Source organism: [Mycobacterium] stephanolepidis (assembly GCF_002356335.1).
GTDB classification, from domain to species: domain Bacteria; phylum Actinomycetota; class Actinomycetes; order Mycobacteriales; family Mycobacteriaceae; genus Mycobacterium; species Mycobacterium stephanolepidis.
Window position 1 is genome coordinate 1,656,922 of the sequence record NZ_AP018165.1, and the last position, 16,682, is coordinate 1,673,603.

General features: G+C 65.3%; 18 protein-coding genes. 15 read left to right on the forward strand and 3 right to left on the reverse strand.

What is annotated here, in order from left to right; all coding sequences use genetic code 11:
- Positions 1-41 precede the first annotated feature (41 nt).
- Entirely contained in the window at positions 42-890 is an 849-nt protein-coding gene (locus tag MSTE_RS08260; protein WP_096500368.1) for a DUF559 domain-containing protein, read from the forward strand.
- A gap of 123 nt (positions 891-1,013) precedes the next feature.
- Here MSTE_RS08260 and MSTE_RS08265 read toward each other — a convergent pair whose 3' ends face one another.
- Entirely contained in the window at positions 1,014-2,414 is a 1,401-nt protein-coding gene (locus MSTE_RS08265; protein ID WP_096500370.1) for an amidase, read from the reverse strand.
- A 73-nt stretch (positions 2,415-2,487) separates the two neighbouring features.
- Here MSTE_RS08265 and recO point away from each other — a divergent pair, with 73 nt between their 5' ends.
- From recO to MSTE_RS08280, 3 genes are read left to right on the forward strand one after another with little or no spacing between them, the layout of a single operon-like run.
- Positions 2,488-3,273: a DNA repair protein RecO gene (gene recO, locus MSTE_RS08270; protein WP_096500372.1), complete on the forward strand. Its 786-nt coding sequence runs from the start codon at positions 2,488-2,490 to the stop codon at positions 3,271-3,273.
- Positions 3,236-4,144: an isoprenyl transferase gene (locus tag MSTE_RS08275; protein ID WP_096500374.1), complete on the forward strand. Its 909-nt coding sequence runs from the start codon at positions 3,236-3,238 to the stop codon at positions 4,142-4,144. Before recO ends, MSTE_RS08275 begins: the two co-directional genes overlap by 38 nt.
- The gene (locus MSTE_RS08280; RefSeq protein ID WP_096500376.1) at positions 4,144-4,584 is read left to right on the forward strand and encodes a hypothetical protein; all 441 of its coding nucleotides are present in this window, start codon (positions 4,144-4,146) and stop codon (positions 4,582-4,584) included. Before MSTE_RS08275 ends, MSTE_RS08280 begins: the two co-directional genes overlap by 1 nt.
- Here MSTE_RS08280 and MSTE_RS08285 read toward each other — a convergent pair.
- Both MSTE_RS08285 and MSTE_RS08290 read right to left on the reverse strand, forming a co-directional pair.
- The gene (locus MSTE_RS08285; RefSeq protein ID WP_269458245.1) at positions 4,581-4,973 is read right to left on the reverse strand and encodes a Fur family transcriptional regulator; all 393 of its coding nucleotides are present in this window, start codon (positions 4,971-4,973) and stop codon (positions 4,581-4,583) included. The two genes, MSTE_RS08280 and MSTE_RS08285, sit on opposite strands and share 4 nt — an antisense overlap.
- 35 nt (positions 4,974-5,008) lie before the next feature.
- Positions 5,009-5,368, reverse strand: a complete 360-nt coding sequence (locus MSTE_RS08290; RefSeq protein ID WP_005060366.1) for an ArsR/SmtB family transcription factor — start codon at positions 5,366-5,368, stop codon at positions 5,009-5,011.
- A 489-nt stretch (positions 5,369-5,857) separates the two neighbouring features.
- On the opposite strand from MSTE_RS08290, the gene MSTE_RS08295 reads away from it, so the two are divergent.
- From MSTE_RS08295 to MSTE_RS08345, 11 genes are read left to right on the forward strand one after another with little or no spacing between them, the layout of a single operon-like run.
- A complete protein-coding gene (locus tag MSTE_RS08295) occupies positions 5,858-6,940 on the forward strand; it encodes a hypothetical protein (protein ID WP_096505615.1) in 1,083 nt (360 codons plus the stop codon).
- A 52-nt stretch (positions 6,941-6,992) separates the two neighbouring features.
- The gene (locus tag MSTE_RS08300) at positions 6,993-8,108 is read left to right on the forward strand and encodes an N-acetyltransferase (protein ID WP_162291598.1); all 1,116 of its coding nucleotides are present in this window, start codon (positions 6,993-6,995) and stop codon (positions 8,106-8,108) included.
- The gene (locus MSTE_RS08305) at positions 8,108-9,088 is read left to right on the forward strand and encodes an NAD-dependent epimerase/dehydratase family protein (protein ID WP_096500382.1); all 981 of its coding nucleotides are present in this window, start codon (positions 8,108-8,110) and stop codon (positions 9,086-9,088) included. The genes MSTE_RS08300 and MSTE_RS08305 overlap by 1 nt, the downstream gene beginning before the upstream one ends.
- Positions 9,085-10,143 (forward strand): fatty acid desaturase family protein, encoded by a 1,059-nt coding sequence (locus MSTE_RS08310; protein ID WP_096500384.1) that lies wholly within the window; start codon positions 9,085-9,087, stop codon positions 10,141-10,143. Before MSTE_RS08305 ends, MSTE_RS08310 begins: the two co-directional genes overlap by 4 nt.
- Positions 10,140-11,495 carry an aminotransferase class III-fold pyridoxal phosphate-dependent enzyme gene (locus tag MSTE_RS08315; RefSeq protein WP_096500386.1) on the forward strand — a complete coding sequence of 452 codons (1,356 nt, stop codon included), beginning with the start codon at positions 10,140-10,142 and terminating at the stop codon, positions 11,493-11,495. Before MSTE_RS08310 ends, MSTE_RS08315 begins: the two co-directional genes overlap by 4 nt.
- Positions 11,492-13,000: a pyridoxal phosphate-dependent decarboxylase family protein gene (locus tag MSTE_RS08320; protein ID WP_096500388.1), complete on the forward strand. Its 1,509-nt coding sequence runs from the start codon at positions 11,492-11,494 to the stop codon at positions 12,998-13,000. The genes MSTE_RS08315 and MSTE_RS08320 overlap by 4 nt, the downstream gene beginning before the upstream one ends.
- Positions 12,997-13,707, forward strand: coding sequence for a hypothetical protein (locus MSTE_RS08325; RefSeq protein ID WP_096500390.1), 711 nt, complete (start codon positions 12,997-12,999; stop codon positions 13,705-13,707). The genes MSTE_RS08320 and MSTE_RS08325 overlap by 4 nt, the downstream gene beginning before the upstream one ends.
- Entirely contained in the window at positions 13,704-14,222 is a 519-nt protein-coding gene (locus tag MSTE_RS08330; RefSeq protein WP_096500392.1) for an SRPBCC family protein, read from the forward strand. The genes MSTE_RS08325 and MSTE_RS08330 overlap by 4 nt, the downstream gene beginning before the upstream one ends.
- Complete coding sequence (locus MSTE_RS08335) at positions 14,219-14,971, forward strand: hypothetical protein (protein ID WP_096500394.1); 753 nt, start codon at positions 14,219-14,221, stop codon at positions 14,969-14,971. Before MSTE_RS08330 ends, MSTE_RS08335 begins: the two co-directional genes overlap by 4 nt.
- A gap of 2 nt (positions 14,972-14,973) precedes the next feature.
- Complete coding sequence (locus MSTE_RS08340) at positions 14,974-15,912, forward strand: ABC transporter ATP-binding protein (RefSeq protein WP_096500396.1); 939 nt, start codon at positions 14,974-14,976, stop codon at positions 15,910-15,912.
- Positions 15,909-16,679: an ABC transporter permease gene (locus MSTE_RS08345; RefSeq protein ID WP_057964109.1), complete on the forward strand. Its 771-nt coding sequence runs from the start codon at positions 15,909-15,911 to the stop codon at positions 16,677-16,679. The genes MSTE_RS08340 and MSTE_RS08345 overlap by 4 nt, the downstream gene beginning before the upstream one ends.
- The last annotated feature ends 3 nt before the right edge of the window (positions 16,680-16,682 follow it).

A 16,682-nucleotide genomic window follows, 5' to 3' on the forward strand; every position in this document is an offset into this window, starting at 1 on the left:
GGTCTCGCTCAGCTGTCAGAGGTCCATGGCATGGTCGCGACATGGGGAACCTGGTCATGGGGAGTGCTGCCATTGCGTCGGGCCTGCTTACCCGTCACGAGCTGCGATCCGGCTATCGACGCATTTATCGCAATGTCTATCTACCCATCGGGGTTGAGCTGACCGCGCGTACTCGGGCTGAGGCCGCCTTTTTGTGGTCGGACGGCGGCGGCGTGGTGTGCGGCGCCTCAGCTGCAGCGCTGCACGGCAATCCGTGGATATCGGCCGATCGTCCGGCCGAGTTGATTCGCGAATGGCGCAGTGCGCCCACAGGGATCATCTTGCATGCGGACACCCTGTGCCCTGACGAGTCGATTGTGATCGGCGGGGTCCGGGTCACGACACACGCCAGGACGGTGTTCGATATCGGGCGTCGGGTGTACACCTCCCGTGCTGTCGAGTTGATCGATGTGCTTCTTCGAGACTGTTCGGTGAGCGAGGTACATGAGGTTGTCTGGCGGCACAGGGGCGCGCGGGGCATCCGGCGATTGATGAATGTGCTGTCGTTGGCAGACCCAGGTGCCGAATCTGTTCAGGAGACGCGCTTGCGGATGTGCCTTGTCGGTGCTGGGTTACCGCGTCCGGAAACCCAGATCGAGCTGCGTGGTCCCGACGGGCGGACCATTCGTCTCGACATGGGCTGGCGGGAACAACGGGTGGCTGCCGAGTTCGACGGGGCGCAGCACTGGGGTGACTCTGTGCAGCATCGCCGCGATATCGAACGGCACGAGACGATCGCTTCGATGGGCTGGCGGTTGGTGCGCGTCAGTCGGGACCAGCTCATCAATCAACCGTTGGCGGTCATCCACCGAGTTCGGGCCGCCCTGAGCGCTGCGTCAAGAGCGGCCTAGTCGCCGAGACCGAGGTTGTGGCGAATTTGTGCGAGACGAAACCGCCACAACCTCGGTATCGGTACAGGGGACGGCGCGGCGACGGCGCGGGGGACGGGCCGGCGCGGCGGCGACGCGGGGCGCTCACCACCAGGGGTCGGGGGTTTCCGATGCCCAATTGTTGATCGACTCCAACTGCGCCGCAAGCGAAATGAGCAGCGGCTCACTGTTCGCGGGACCCATCAGCTGCACGCCGACGGGCAACCCGTCCTGGGTGAACCCGGCGGGCACGTTGACCGACGGCCAGCCGAGCACGTTCCACGGCCACGTCATGGGGCAGGCGGCGATCTGTCCGCGATCCGTGGCAATGCTGCCAACATCGTCGAAATCGTAAATACCTGTGGGCGGTTGGGCAGTTGTCGGCGCCAGCACAACGTTGAAGCTGCCGAAGATCTTGCCGACGCGTGCCTGCAACCGCGGCTCGGCCGCGCGGGCTCGCCGCAGCGCCCAGCCCGCCAGTCGTCGGCCCGTGCGCATGTTCGTCACCGTGCGCTGGTCCCAGTTCGCCCCGGCGTCGAGCCGGTCGCGCCATGGCAACAGGCCCGCGGTGGCCCGTGGCAGGAAGTTCAGACCGAGTCCGACGCCGTAGTCCGGGTCGCCGTCGGACACCATGTGCCCGAGGGACCGCAGCTGATGTCCCACATAGCGGGTGGCGGCCTCGATCGTCGGGTGAATGCTGGCGGGAAATGCCGAGAACGGAACCTTGAGCGACAGCGCGATGCGCAGCTGCCCCGGGTCTTCGTGGACGGCATCCAGCACCCGGACGTGCGGTGGCTGATGCAGATCGCCGGCCACGTTTCCCGATGCGGCATCCAACAACAGCGCGGCATCGGCGACCGTGCGGGCCAGGGGCCCGTGCACCGTTATCCCGTTGAACGCCTCGGCCAGTGGCCAGGTGGAGATCCGGCCACGCTGCGGCTTGATGCCGATCAGATGTGTCCACGCGGCGGGAATCCGCACGCTCCCAGCCCCATCCGAGCCGATGGCCCCGGCGATAAGGCCGGCCGCCACCGCCGCGGCGCTGCCACCCGAGGATCCGCCCGGGGTGTGGTTGCGGCTCCAGGGGTTGCGGGTGTGGCCGAAGCCGGGCCCACTGGTGAAGCCCCATTGGCCCAGCTCGCAGGTGTTGGTCTTGCCGACGATCACCGCGCCCGCCGCCCGTAGTCGTCGCACCAACTCGGCGTCCTCGGACTCCGAACCGACGGCCCCGGCGGTGCCGAATGCGGTTGGCGTACCCGCCAAATCGGTGTCGTCTTTGATGGCAATGGGCACGCCGAGCAACGGCAGCCGCTCACCGGCAGCTAACCGCTTGTCGGCCACCGCGGCGTCGGCGAGGGCGCTCTTGGTGCACACCACCCGGAACGCGTTGAGGGTCGACTGGCTGGCTTTGATCGCGTTGAGCGCCGCAAGGGTCAACGAAACGGAACTGACCGAACCCTCCACCAGCGCGGAGGCCTGGGACGTCAGCGTGGGAAAGCCCGACATGACGAGAAGGGTAAGCCGTCGAAATAGTGCGTCAATGCGGGGATTCGTCGGTACCAGATGGGAAACTCTTCGAATGCGGCTTTATCGGGATCGTGCTGTTGTGCTGCGGCAGCACAAGCTCGGTGAGGCCGATCGCATCGTGACCCTGCTGACCCGCCAGCATGGCCTGGTCCGCGCGGTGGCCAAGGGGGTGCGCCGCACCCGCAGTAAGTTCGGGTCACGGCTGGAACCGTTTGCGCATATCGATGTGCAGCTGCATCCGGGACGCAATCTCGACATCGTCACGCAGGTGCAGGCCATCGACGCCTTCGCGTCGGACATCGTCAGCGACTACGGCCGGTACACCACCGCCTGCGCCATCTTGGAGACCGCCGAGCGGATCGCGGGTGAAGAGCGTGCCCCGGCCGTCGCTCTGCACCGCCTCACCGTCGGAGCACTCAGGGCCATCGCCGATCAGCAGCGTTCGCGCGAATTGGTTCTCGATGCATATCTGTTGCGCGCCATGAGTATTGCCGGATGGGCGCCCGCCATCAGCGAGTGCGCACGCTGCGCCAGCCCCGGCCCGCATCGTGCCTTCCATGTGGCGGCGGGTGGCAGCGTCTGCGTGCATTGCCGTCCCGCGGGTGCGGCGACCCCGCCTGCGGGTGTGCTGGAGCTGATGGCCGCGCTCCATGACGGCGACTGGGAGGCCACCGATGACGTGCCGCAGACCCAGCGCACCCAGGCCAGCGGATTGATCGCGGCGCATTTGCAGTGGCACCTGGAGCGCAAGCTGCGGACACTCCCGCTTGTCGAACGCGGGACCAGGTTAAATATGACCCATGGTGAAGAGCAGCCAGCCCGATCCGCAGCAGGATAAGTACTTCACGGATTGGGCCGACGTCCCGCCCGGCTACGCCCCGACGTTCCCGGACAAGACGGTGTTTCCTGCCGTTTTCCCGAAGCTGCTGCCCGGATCGGGCCCCGGTGGTACCCGTCCACATCCCGCGCCCACGCATCCCTCGGGTGCCGTACCGCCGGCCATTCCCAAGGAACTGGTACCGCGGCATGTCGCGGTGGTGATGGACGGCAACGGGCGCTGGGCGCGGGCCCGTGGCCTGCCGCGTACCGAGGGCCACAAGATGGGCGAGGCCACCATGATGGACATGGTCTGTGGTGCCATCGAGATGGGCATCCCGTGGCTGACCACCTATGCGTTCTCGACGGAGAACTGGAGAAGGCCGGCGGACGAGGTTCGATTCCTGATGGGCTTCAACCGTGACGTGGTGAAGCGGCGACGCCATGACCTGAACAACATGGGCGTGCGGTTCCGTTGGGCGGGCCAGAAGACCCGGCTGTGGAGCAGCGTCTACAAGGAGCTCGAGATCACCGAGGAGCTCACCAAGAACAACAGCACGCTGACCTTGACCACGTGCATCAACTACGGGGGTCGGGCCGAGATCGCCGAGGCGACGCGGAGGATCGCCCGTCTGGTGGAGTCCGGGCAGCTCAAGCCCGACCGCATCACCGAAGAGACCATCGCCAAGTACCTCGATGAGCCGGATATGCCCGACGTCGATCTGTTCTTGCGGCCCTCTGGTGAGTTCCGGTCGAGCAACTTCATGATGTGGCAGTCGGCATACGCCGAGTTCGTGTTCCAGGAGAAGATGTACCCCGATTTCGACCGCCGTGATCTCTGGGCGGCCTGCCTCGAGTACGCGCAGCGCGACCGTCGATTCGGTACGGCGTAATGGTCGATGAGCCGCTTGCGCGAAGAGGATCGGGCACCGCCCCCGATAACGGAGCCGACGAGATTCTGGACCGGGTGTACCGCGTGCTGCACCCGGTGCTGCCGGTCACCAAGGAGCCCGATGGTGCGCTGAGGGCCGACTACGAGGGCACGCTCACCTCGATCCGCGCGGTCACCATCGCGCCGGGCCTGGATGTGGTGTCACTGTCGCAGGTATTGGCCTGGGATGTGGCGGTCAACGCGAAATCGCGGCATCTGGTCGATGGGTTGGCGCAGAAGTCCCTGTTCGGAAACATTCTGTTGATCGCCAAGGGGCGCAAGGCAGATGTATTGCTGCGCTATAACTTTCCCGCCACCGAGATCTCCGATGAGGCATTGGTGACGCTCTTACTGATGGTGTTCGCCACCGGATCCGACGCGCGAAAAGCGCTGGGTAACTAGGAGCTCCGGCGCAGGGCGCTGCAACGACTACACAGACCGAAGACCTCTACCGTGTGGTGTACAGCGGTGAACCCGTGCTCTTCGGCGACATCGGTGGCCCATGCCTCGACCGCGCCGGCCTGCACTTCGACGGCGAAACCGCAACTCTGACAGACCAAATGGTGATGATGCCCGTCCGAACAGCGTCGGTACACCGACTCGCCGGTGTCGTTGCGCAGCACATCGACCTCACCCGACGTCGACATCGACTGCAGGGTTCGATAGACCGTGGTCAGGCCGATGCCTTCGCCGGTGCGCTTGAGTTCGTCGTGTAGCTCCTGCGCCGACCGGAATTCATCGGTCCGGTTCAGCAGTGCGGTAATGGCGGCGCGCTGGCGGGTGGACCGCACGGTCCCTGGCAAGGCCGCCCGCTCTTCGCGGACGTTCATCTCTGTTCCTCGGTGTGCGCCACCGCGTCGACGACGATATGAGAGAGGTGATCGTCGACAAGGCGGTACATGACCTCTCGCCCCTGACGTTCCCCGGAGACCACCCCGGCGGCCTTGAGTACTCGCAGATGCTGGCTGATGAGCGGCTGGGCGACACCGACCGCGTCGACCAACTCGTGGACGCAGCGTTGCGATTCGCGCAGCTGCAGCACGATGGCGATGCGCACCGGTGCGGCAAGCGCGCGGAGCAGCTCACCGGACTGTTCGAGGATCTCGCGCGGGGGCAGCGGCCCGGGCGGCGTGAGCGGAGCATGCGGTGGTTCGTCATGTGCGGAACTAAGCACGGTGTTCACCACGGCGCTTCACCTCAACCTGAATCACGCCCCGGCCTGTCCGGAGACCCAACATGGGGTCCGGCGGCAAACCGGGCCCATCTATTGAGGGTAGTGGCCGATTGCCGATCTGGTGGTAAGGGTGTGGCCGTGGCGGCCGGGGGACGTTGCCGACTCGGGTCATGGCAGTAGTGTGCCGCCGAATCTCCACAAGTTTGCTGAAACACACGAATTCGTCAGCATCAGATGCGGCGGGTGGAGCAGAAGGGCCTGCACGCCTGCTCATGGCGGGCGATTTGATGACGGCGTCCTGGTGTTCACTCCAGGTCGGTCCGCTGGGGTTTCGGGTCTGTCGCATCGTAATTTATGCACCTTAACCGGCCAATTGTGGGTGAGCAGCGTCACAGCCTGCTCACAGGTCTCCGCGTTGACACGTGGCCGCTTCGTCTCTACGTTATGAAAACGATAATCATTACCAATTAAGTCTATGACGCCTACCTGAGGATGATCGCCATGGCCACCTTTGCTACCGGCACCGACGAGCTGAAGAACACCGACGGTGTGAACCGGCCGGGGTGGTTTGTCAGCAGACGCGTCGACATCCTCTTCGTCTTCGGTTTGGGCGCGTTGTTGTCGGCAGTGCTCTTCGCGGCCGACGGGCACAAGGGGGTGTTCCTCATCGGCGCGGTGACCTTTTCACTGCTGTCCGACCTCCCGCATGTGCTGACGACGACGGCGCGCGTGTGGATGGATCCCCGCGAGCGGTCCCGGTTCTGGGCGCATTACGTCATCAGCTTCGTGGTGGTCGCCGCGATCGTCGGCACGTTGTGGTTCGGCGGCTGGATGGTGCCGCTGCTGGCCATCTGGGCCTATTGGCAGGTGTTCCACGTGCTCAAACAGCACTTCGGCATCATCAACATCTACGCGGCGAAGAACGGTTACAAGGGTCCGCGTAACCGGATCAAGTACGCGCTGTACGCCGTCTGCCTGGCTCCGGTGCTGTACCGGGCGAGCCACGGACTGAACTTCTCCGAGTATGTGGTCTTCGGTCACCGACTGCCGTTCTCGAACCTGAGCGTGCCGGTGCCGCCCATTCCCGGATTCCTCGTTGTCACCGGATTCGTCTGTGCTGCAGTCTTTTTAGGTGTCGCAGTCTGGGAGCAGGTGCAGCTCAAGCGGGCCGGGCAGCGCACGCTGCCGGCCATGGCGGTGGCCACCTTCGTCATCGCGGCGTTGTCCTACAACCTGTCCTACCTACTGGTCTCGGACCTCTTCGCGCTCATCCTCATCGCGACGACAACGCACAGCCTGCAGTACCACCTGATCAACTGGACGCGGAACAACACCCGTTTCGCGCGCACCGAGGATCCGGGCGAGAAGAAGCTGCTGCTGGCACGACTCTCGACGCGCAAGGCGCTGCCGCTGTACATCGCGTTCTTCGGGGGGCTGGGCATCCTCGCCGGGCAGCTCGACACGGTCATCTTCGCGGTCCCGCTCACCTTCGTGCTGCACCACTTCTACATGGACGGCGCACTGTGGAAGAGCAAGGGCAATCCCGAACTGGCCCACGACCTCGGAATTGTCCGTGCTGGATAACGAACTGATCCAGCAGCTCGCCGGGCAGCGGCAGGGGCGCCCGCCGGTCTCGGTGCGCCGCGTCGAGTCTCGTCGTGATGCCAGGCAGTTCATCTCGATGCCCTGGCGTCTCTACGGTGACGACCCGCACTGGCGCCCGACGCTGCGCCGCGTCATGCACGCGAAGATGAACGCCAAGCACAACCCCCTGCACCAGGAGGTGCAGATCGAGAACTTCGTCGCCTATCGCGGCGACAACCCCGTCGGCCGTATCTCCGCCAGCATCGACTCGGCATACGTGCAGCGCTACGGCGACTGCGCATTCTTCGGATTCTTCGAGAGCGAAGACGACGAAGCGGTTGCGGGCGCCCTGCTGAGATCGGCCGAGCAATGGGCCATGCGTCGGGGTATCACCAAAATGGTCGGCCCGTTCAGCTACACCTCACGTGAGGAGGTGGGCCTGCTGATCTCCGGGTACGACAAGCCACCGGCGGTCATGCAGCCGTACAACCCCCAGTACTACTCGGGGCTGGTGGAGGCGGCCGGATATCGCAAAAAGTTCGATACCGCCTCCTTCCGTTGGCATGTCGACGGCAACCCGCAAGTCCAGCAGCGTCTGCTCAAGCGTGCCGACGCGGTGATGCGTGATCAGGGAGTATCGGTGCGTTCGGTGCGGATGCGCGACTACGCCGACGAGCTGGAGATGTTGCGTGGGCTCTACAACGATTCCTTCGCGCATCATCCCGAGAATGTCCCGCTCAGCCGCGAGGTGTTCTCGGGTATGGCCGCCGAGATGCGGCCGCTGATCGACCCGAACATCGTGCGGATCGTCGAATCCGCCGGCACTCCAGTCGGATTCCTGCTGATGCTGCCGGACGTCAACGAGGTCACCGGGCGCTCGGGCCGGCTCACTCCCGGGCTGCTGGCACGGCTCGCCGTCCGGTGCCACGGCCGGATTCGGGGAATCGACACCGCTGTGGTGGTGCTCATCGGCGCGGTGCAGACCCAGTTCGGGGCCGGGATCGGACGAATCCTGGCGGGGGAGATCGTGCGGACGATCACCGGCAGCGGCTATTCGTCGGTGGCCACCACGTGGGTGCACGAGGACAATGTGTGGTCGAATTCGCTTACCTCCCAGATGAAGACAGACCCGGAGAAAATCCATCGGGTCTACCAGAAGGCCCTGTGATGGGCGGCCGGACGTTGGTCACCGGGGCTACCGGGTACCTGGGTTCCACCCTCGTCGCGTCTTTGGTGCAGGCGGGCGAGCAGGTCACGGTCCTGACGAACCCGCACGATCCCGCTGTTCTGGGTGACGCGCTGCGCCCGCATGTCGATGTGGCCGTCGCTGACATCACCGATGCGCAGAGCATCGATGACGCGATGCGCGGTGTGTCCCACGTGTATCACCTGGCCGGTATCGCATCACCGAACTCACGACTCGGACATAAGATTTGGCAAACCAACGTGCTCGGCACCTACCACGTGGCGCGGGCTGCGCTCACACACGGTGTGCAGCGCGTGGTGCACGTCTCTTCCACCGCCGCCATCGGGTACCCACGCAACGGCGTGGTGGCCGATGAAGACTTCGACCTGCGCGATTCGGTGCTGGACAACGTGTATTCGGCGACCAAACGTGCGGGTGAGCGTCTGATGCTGGACTTCGCCGAGCGCGGTCTGGATGTGGTGGTCGTGAACCCCGCCGCCGTGTTCGCGCCCGGCACGGGGCCGGCCCGATCTTGGCAGGGGCTATTGGTCGCCGCTCGCAAGGGACTGCTGCGCGTGGTGCCACCCGGCGGGACCGCGGTGTGCTCGGCACAGGATTTCGTGGTGGGTATCACCGCGGCAATGGCGAAGGGCGACAACGGGCGCCGGTACATCCTGAGCACCGCGAATCTGTCTTACCGGCAGATCGGGGAGCTGCTCGTGACCGCGGTGGGGCGCGAGCATCCGGTGCGGTCCGCGCCCATGGGGCTGTTCCGGGCGGTGGGTAAGGGCAACAGGCTGGTGCGCGATGTCTCCCTGCGCTTCGACCCCGACGATGCGCTCATTCCCGAGAACGTCGAACTGATGGCCCGCGAGCTGTACTACGCGCCCGACAGGGCGGTGCGAGAGCTGGGCATTCCCCAGGTATCCACCCACGAGTTGATAGCGGAGTTTGTGCGATGACGGTCGAGGCACGGCAGGTGCAGGGCGGCTCCAAGGAAGTGCTCGGCATTTCGATGGCCGATGCACGTGCACTGGTGGCAGACCTGGCCGCCCGCCGCCAGTGGATCTATTGGCTGGACTTGGTCGCCTGTGTGACAGTCGGGTACACCGCGTTCCTGTTGTGCCCGGCGGGCGATCTACTCTCGCTCCCGGCCGCGGCCTGCATCGTGGTGGCGGCCTTCGCGTTCTACCGGGCAGTGCTGTTTGTCCACGAACTCGTGCATGCCGAGCGTGACCTGCGCTGGTTCTCGGTGGTATGGCATGTGGTGTGCGGAATCCCATTGCTGGTACCGAAATTCACCTTCGAGTTTCATCACGAACACCACGCGTCGCGCACCTACGGCACCGCCGAGGACGGTGAGTATGTGGCCTACGGCAGCGAGCCGCGCTGGCGCGTCATCCTGTTGCCGTTCACCGCGGCGGTCGGGCCGCTGGCATTCGTTTTCCGGTTCCTGGTGCTGGGGCCATTGAGCTGGCTGATCCCCGCGATCAGGCCCGCCGTGCTGACCCGGGCCTCATCGCTCATGATCGACGCCGACTTCGAGCGCCCGTTGCCGCCCGCAGGCACACCCCGCTCCTGGCTGATACAGGAAATCGCCTGTTTCGCATACACATCGGCCATGCTGGTGCTGCTGATCCTGGGCGCGTACTCGCCGATGCGGCTGCTGGAGGCGTATCTGGTGATGGCGCTGGCGTTGTTCGTGAACTGGTTGCGGGTACTGGCGGCACACCGGTACGAGGGCACGACCGAACGCATGACCTTCCCTGAGCAGATCCTGGACTCCATCGATCACCCGTCGGTGCCCGTACTGGGTGCACTGTGGGCTCCCGTCGGCCTGCGTTTCCACGCGGTGCATCACTTCTTTCCCCAGCTGCCGTACCACCAGCTGGGGGAGGCTCGCCGCCGGCTGGAGGCGGCGATTCCACCCGATGCCGGGTACTGGACCACCGAAGACCGTTCACTTGCCTCATCGTTGCGGCGGCTACTGGCTCACCCACGCAAGGAGGCGTCATGACTGCCGATCAATTGACTTCTACCGCAAGGGAATCTCGGGCGGCTACCTACTCCCGTAGGCTGCCGATACGGCCGATCGAGGCGCGGGGTGCGCGGGTGCGTGCCGACGACGGCCGCTGGTACGTCGATTGTCTCGCCGCTGCCGGTGCCATGTCGTTGGGCTGGAACCACCCGGTCATCAGTGAGGCCGTCATGAAGACGGTGTCCTCCGGGGAGCCGTTGCTCTCACTGGACTTTCACACTCCGGCCCGCGACCGGTTCGTCGAGGAGCTGCTTTCGATCCTGCCGGTGAGGCTTGCCGCCGATGCCAGCATCCATTTGTGCTCACCCAGCGGGGCCAGCGCTGTGGAGGCCGCTCTCATGCTCGCCGAGGTTGCCACCGGCGGCCGCGAACACGTCGGGGTGCAGGGCGGATTCCATGGCTGCACGCGAGCCGCACGCGCGGCGAGCTCCGGCGGGGGACTGCGCCAACAGCCGGTGGTGCTGTCGCCGCAGGCGAGCTTCCTGCCTTATCCGCAGGAGTATCGCAGCCCGTTCGGGGTGGGTGGGGAGCAAGGCGTCGAGCTCGCCATTGCCGCGGCCGATGCGCTGGCGCGTCCGCACAGTGGCGTGACGGCACCGGCGTCGCTGATCGCCGAGTTCGTGCTCGGTGAGGGCGGGGTGATTCCCGCCCCGTCGCGCTGGGGGCAGGCGCTGCGCCGCACCGCATCGACGCTGGGGGTTCCGCTGATCGCCGATGAGGTGCAGGCGGGCATGTTCCGTACGGGCCCGGCGTGGGCATTCCAGCACTGCGGTATCGAACCCGACATGGTGGTGATCTCGAAGGGGCTTGGATCCGGCATCCCCATCGCGGTCCTGGTGGTGCGCAAGGAGTTCGACGTGTGGGAACCCGGTGCTTTCACCGGGACGTTCCGCGGGAACGCCATGGCCTTCGCCGCCGCCAGTGCCGTGATCCGCTTCGCGCGGGAGAACGGTCTGCGTGCACAGGTGACCGCTCGGGGCAAGACCTTCCTGGATGGCTTGAATGCCATCGCGTCCCGCTCGAAGCTGGTGGGCGATGTACGCGGCATCGGACTCATGCTGGGTGTGGAGATCGTGGATCCCGATCTGCCGTGGCGAGATGACGCCGGGGCCCCGGCGCCCGAGCTTGCCGCCGAGATTCAGCGCACATGCCTGCACCACGGCCTCATCGTGGAGACCGGTGGCCAGTACGGCAACGTGGTGCGATTCTTGCCACCGCTGACCATCGAGGAATCTGATATCGCTGCGGCGCTGAATGCGTTTGAGTCGGCGTTGGCGGCGGTGGAGCGCACCCGAGCGACCGCCGAGCCGGCATTGGTGGAATCTCGATGACCCCAACCCCAAGCCCCTTCGTGAGTGATTTCCTCACCGGGGAGAGTGACAACGCGTACCGTGAGGCCGTCATGCTGGCGGCCGACCGGGCCGGCGCCGTGCTGGGTGGTGCCACCAAACCAGGCCTGGTAGAGGGTTATGCGGCATTGAAAGACGATGCCGGGCGACTCGATCTCGATGATCCCGAGGGTGTCGGGCTGAGCCGGGCCTTGGATGAAGCAGCGGGCCTGCTGGCCGAGAAGTCCGTGGTGGTCACGCATCCGGCGTATCTGGCGCACCTACACTGCCCGCCCGCGCTGCCATCCCTGGCCGCCGAGGTACTGATCAGCGCGTTCAATCAGTCGATGGACTCCTTCGACCAAGCGCCCGCTGCCACCGCGATCGAGCAGCAGGTCATCGAATATCTCTGCAGCAGAATGGGGTACGGCCCCGGATCGGACGGGACCTTCACCAGCGGGGGCACCCAATCGAACCTGCAGGCATTGTTGCTCGCGCGGGATCTGTTCGCCTACAAAACCTATGGCTGGGATATCGCCGCCCGGGGGTTGCCGCCCCAGGCCAGTTCGTGGCGTGTGCTGTGCACTCGGCAGACGCATTTCTCGGTGCAACAGGCGCTGCGGGTGTTGGGTCTCGGGACCGCCGCGGTTCTCGAGGTACCGACCGACGAGGCCGGACGGCTGCGCGCCGAGGCGCTCGCGGAAATCCTGGAGGATGCGGACCGCGCGGCCACGCCCGTATTCGCGCTCGTACTCACCGCCGGGACAACGGACTTCGGGGCGATCGATCCGCTGGAAGAACCGATCGCCATGGCCCGTGCGCGCGGAATCTGGAGCCACGTGGATGCGTGCGCGGGTGGGTGCTTGATCTTCAGCGAACAGCACCGAGACCTGCTGCGCGGTATCGAGTCGGCGGACTCGGTTGCCCTGGACTTCCACAAGCTGCTCTTCCAGGCGATCAGCTGCAGCGCGCTGTTGGTGCGCAACCGGGAGAGCTTCGGTGTGCTTGCCGCACATGCCGATTACCTCAATCCCGAGAGTGACTCCGAGCACGATGTGCTCAATCTTGTGGGTAAGTCGCTGCAGACCACCCGCCGTTTCGATGCGCTCAAGGTGCTGGTCACTCTGCGCGCGGTGGGTCAGCGGCATGTCGCTGCGATGATCGATGCCACCTGCGCGGCGGCGCACGCCGCGGCGCAGGCAGCGGCTGAACATACGGACCTGGAGTTGGCGGCGCCGGTGAGTACCAACACCGTGGTGTTGCGCTGGCGGCAGCCGGGGCTTGCGTCCGAGGCGTGTGACGGTGTCAACGACGCGGTCCGCGCCGAACTGGCCCGCACCGGCAGGGCGATTGTGGGCCGCTCCAGCGCTGCCGGGGGACAGGCGATCAAGCTCACCTTCGTCAACCCCTTGATCACGGCGTCGATGGCGGCCGAGATGGTCTGCGAGATAGCGGCTCACGGTAACCGGATCTGGTCTGCCCGCATCCCGGAGGCGAGCGCCGTATGAGCAATCCGTTGGTACGCGTCGAGCGGGTGCCGGCCGACGACGCCCGCTTTGCCTGGGCCAAGAATGTCGAGTTCACGATTTTCGGCCTGGAGAACGATTTCGCCGGGGATGTCGATATCGCGGCGGGGGAGATGGTGCACTACCGCCCGTGGGAGCGCTCCTCGGAGATTTACGTCGGATTCACCGAGGAATCGCGTGAGCATCCCGTCGGTGTATTGCGTTCGTTGCGGTATGACCCCGAACTCGGATTCGGCAGCTTCAGCACCTTGCGTGACGCCCGGAGCTTCCGGGGCCACGGCGGCCCCGCGCGCAATTATCTTTATCCGCAGTGGGATTCGTTCTTCGAGGAGCTGGCGCCGGAGCGTATCGCCGAGCTGGCCACACAGGGTGTGCGCAAGAAGTTCCGGCGCGCCGGAATGATCGAGCAGATCTGGCAGGCATTCTTCGGAACCCTGGCCGCCGACGGTGTTCAGTTTGTGACGGTGGCGCTGGTGGTGCCGCTGTTCGACTGGTACCGGCACCTACTGCCGCACCGGTTGCACCAGATCGGTGACATTCTGCCCGACTACATCGGTGCCGACAGCGTGCCGGCCGTCCTCGACATCAGCGGCTCATTCGTCCCCGACGCGACCGACGCCGTACGAGGCGGCTCGCTGCTGACTGCCACCACCGCACTTCCGTCCCCCGATAAGGAAAGAACCAGATGAGATCGATTCACACCGAAGAACATGTCTTCCGCAAGGTCAGCGAGATCGACTGTCCCGTAGACAAAGTGTGGGAGCGGGTGACCTCGCAAGAGGGCATCAACGACGAGATGGGCCCGTACATGAAGATGACCATGCCCAAGCAGTTCCGGGGCAGGTCCATCGCGGACGTCACCCCGGGCACCCGGATCGGTAAGAGCTTCCTGCTGTTGTTCGGTGTTCTGCCCTTCGGATTCGACGACATCACGGTGGCCCGGCTCGAGCCCGGCCGGATGTTCCGAGAGGAGTCGCTCATGACCGGTATGCGGGTGTGGGTGCACCACCGGACCCTAGAGCCGGTGGCGTCCGAGACGGGCGAAAAGACACGGGTGACCGACGAGATCACCCTGGCCCCGCAGGCGCCGTTGGGCCTGATCCCCGGGTGGGGGAGATTGATGAGCAAGATTCTGGCGGCGTTCTTTGCGCACCGGCACCGGCGGCTGAGCCGGACCCTGTCCGCCACCGGAGCTCTGCGATGAGACGTCTGGGCACGGCCGCCGCCGTTGCGCTGGCGGCCGCGCTGGCCGCCGCCTGCGCACCGGTGAACGAGGAGGCGGGGAAGCCCGTCGGGCATGCCTTCGCATTGTTGAAGTATCCATCTGCACAAGGAGATCCGGCGTCCGAGCCGCAGGGTAAATCACCCTTCGGTGACTATGCGCTGGAGGTCTCCGGTTCGGTGACCTATCTCGGAGAGACCACTGCGCTACCCGGTGCCGGCGTCATGACCATTGGCCCGGGTCCGCGGCGCGGAGAACTGAAGATCGAACAGTATTACCAGGGCGATCGATTCCCCTACGAAACCGGGATCGTCTCCGGTGGGGAGGGTAAGCCCAGCACACTTGATGCCATCACCATCGTCAACCCGCTGGACTCGCGGGTGACGCTGCAATGCACCATCGACGGCGGAATCACCCTGTCCGACATCGATAGTGAGCGTGAGCTCAGCGGCACCTGTGGTGGGGGAGCCAAGGCCCACGGCCACATCAAACCCGAGGGCACCCGCAAGGCGCATTGGCGCGATAAGCCGGTCGAACTCGTACGGACCGTGCTGGATCTCACCGTCACCGGCGCAAGCAGCGGCCAGATCCACCAGATCAATGAGGTACCCAAGGACAGCACGGTCGGCAGCTTCCCGCTGTACACGTCGATCGACGTGAACATGACGGCTCAGGGCATCAGCCTCGCCGAGAAGCTGGAACGCCACGTCCTCCCGAAAGTGAAGGGCTGAGCATGGCCACAGATGCGAACACTCCCGCACTGCGGGCGACAGACCTGGTGAAGGAGTATCCCGGCGCCGAGGCTCGAGCCGTTGACGGGCTGAATCTGACTATCCCGCAAGGCATCGTCTACTGCCTGCTCGGCAGGAACGGTGCCGGCAAGACCACCACCATCCGGATGGTGACCACACTGCTGGCCCCGACCAGCGGGGAGCTTGAGGTGCTCGGGATTCCGGTCGACAAGACCAAGGAGCTGCGCCCGCTGATCGGCGTGGCGCTGCAAGAGGTGGCGCTGGATCTCTGGATGTCGCCGGTCGAGCAGATCCGGATGAGCCTGGCGATCGCGGGTTGGCCCAAGGGACAACGAAAGTCCCGCGAGGAAGAACTCGTCGAGCAGTTCGGCTTGGGCGGCTACCTGAACCGGAAGGTGGGTGCCCTCTCGGGCGGCATGCGCCGCCGCGTCGATGTGGCACTGGCGGTGGCCCACAACCCGCAGATGTTGTTCCTCGACGAGCCGTCCAGCGGGCTGGACATCGAAGGAAAACAGGAGGTGTGGAATGCCATCCGGCTGCTACGCGCCGAAGGGCGCACCGTCGTGTTGACGACACACGATATGGACGAGGCGGTGTCGCTCGCCGACGAGGTCGGCATTGTCAAGAGCGGTCGGCTTGTCGCCTCGGGTTCCACCCAGGAGTTCACCCGCAGTCACGGCTACGCGGTCGAGATCTCCGTCGACGGTGACATCTCCGAAGACACGGCCAAGGAACTGTCGGCCGCGGGCTACGCGGTGCAGCGCACAGACACCGGGAGCCTCGCCGGGACATTGGATTCCGCATCGGCATCGGAGCTGGGGGCGCTGAGCGCCGAACTGGGCCGGATCGGCCTGGGCGCGGCCAATATCGAAGTGCGATCCACCTCGCTGCGCGACGCATTCCTGGAGGTAACCCAGTGACCGCCTTGTCCAACACGGCACGACTTTTCCGCCGCTATGTCGTAGTGGGCTTGCGGCAGCCGGTTTTCGGGTTCATCTTCCCGATCGTGTTCCCGGTCGTTCTCGTGATCTTCGTCCGCTCGATGTTCCAGCGCGTCGCGGATCTTCCGGGATTCCCGCTGTCCTCATACACCGCGTACATCGCGCCGGGGCTCATCATGCTCATCCCGATGCTCGGTGCCGGGTACGGCGCCGGCACGCTCATCGACGAGATCAGGTCGGGATTCACCGACCGGCTACGGCTGTACGGTGTGTCCACCGGCCAGATCATGGCGGCCAAGATCGGCTTCGAGATGTTCCGCATCCTGCCGGCTGCGGTCATCGTCATCGGACTGCTGGCCTTCCTCGACGCACCACTGCGGGCCGGTCTGCTCACCGGAGTATTCCTGGTCCTGGTGATGTTCCTGTGGTCGGCGGCGTACAGCTCGCTGTTCTACCTGGTGGCATTGCGCACCCTCAATCCGCAGGCGCCGGTGGCGATGCTGCCGCTGGCGTTGCCGGTGCTGTTCGTCAGCCAGGCACTCATGCCCTCGGTGTTCCTGTCCGACTGGCTCAGGATCAGCATCAACGCGAACCCCTTCTCGCACATCGTGTCCGCCGCCTCCACGATCATGTACGGCGAATTCGACGCGATGCTTGTCGTCAAGGGTTCGCTGGTCGCCATCGGCATGTTCGCACTGCTGCAAATCCCCATCCATCTGGTGATCCGCCGGAAAATCGGCAAGTAGAGG